The sequence below is a fragment of the Candidatus Hakubella thermalkaliphila genome (genome assembly GCF_013281975.1).
Lineage (GTDB): Bacteria > Actinomycetota > Humimicrobiia > Hakubellales > Hakubellaceae > Hakubella > Hakubella thermalkaliphila.
Map to the genome: position 1 here is coordinate 1 of NZ_BLRZ01000338.1, position 920 is coordinate 920.

1 protein-coding gene is annotated in these 920 nt (G+C 41.6%); it reads right to left on the bottom strand.

Annotated features, from left to right (window positions below):
• Window positions 1-122 precede the first annotated feature (122 nt).
• Complete coding sequence (locus HW443_RS12000) at window positions 123-671, bottom strand: NTPase (protein WP_258189934.1); 549 nt, start codon at window positions 669-671, stop codon at window positions 123-125.
• Window positions 672-920 lie beyond the last annotated feature (249 nt).

Here is a 920-nt window from a genome sequence, read left to right on the forward strand (position 1 = left end):
TCATAAAACTTTCAATGCCACCATTATAGCATGAGGAAATGATAGACGGCTCCTGGTACCCTATAGCAATAGCAGTAAACCTTTGTTGACGAATTTATATGAAATTGCTGAAAAATTAAACACTATGGTATCTCGGATAATATTGCCTTAGTCTCTTTTAGAATCTCCAGTAGTAGAGAGTATCTATTATCTTGAGTCATCTCAAAGAGTTTAATATCCTGTCTTCTTTTTATCTCTTCAATGAGTCCACTACCCTTCAGGGCAATCGTGGCAAGGACTAATTTTTCAGAATTTAATATCGCCTTTATCAGTTTTTTGAACTTAGGAGATAGACATTCCATCTTTCCAATCTCATCAATGATAATAATGGCAGTTGAGGGATCTAAAAAGGCGGTGGAGTCAAGGAAATATTCAAAGCCTCTAAGGTCAACCCAGTATTTGCCTACCCTGTAAGGACTTTCTATATCAGTGTGAGAAAGAATCCCCCTTCTTCCATCCAGGCTTACCAGCTCAAATCCTTTGCGAATCCCTGCTTCTCTTATCTCTGTGGTGTAGAAGCCCACAGGATGAAAAGCCTTTAATTCCTCAGCAATCTTTTTAATGAGGGTAGTCTTGCCAATCCCCGGGACTCCGGTTATAAGGATGTTTCTTTTTAACGGCATCAATCTCATCAGTCAATCTCATTCTCCTGAATATTTTTCCATAAGCTCATCTTCAAGACGGCCAATTCTAAAATGCTGAAGTATTTCTATGAAAGTAGGTGAGAAGATGGGGTTACTGCGCATTCCAAAAAGATGGGCTTGACGGGAGCATTAACTTCAAGCACCGCCGGGTAGACCGGAGGAATCTCACCTCCAGTCCCCCACAGATCCGTACGTGAGCCTCTCAACTCATACGGCTCGTGCCAGCCTTCCGCTTGC

What these genes read in the sequence shown, in the direction of transcription:
- HW443_RS12000 (WP_258189934.1), bottom strand. Translation starts at nt 671, where the DNA reads ATGAGATTGATGCCGTTAAAAAGAAACATCCTTATAACCGGAGTCCCG.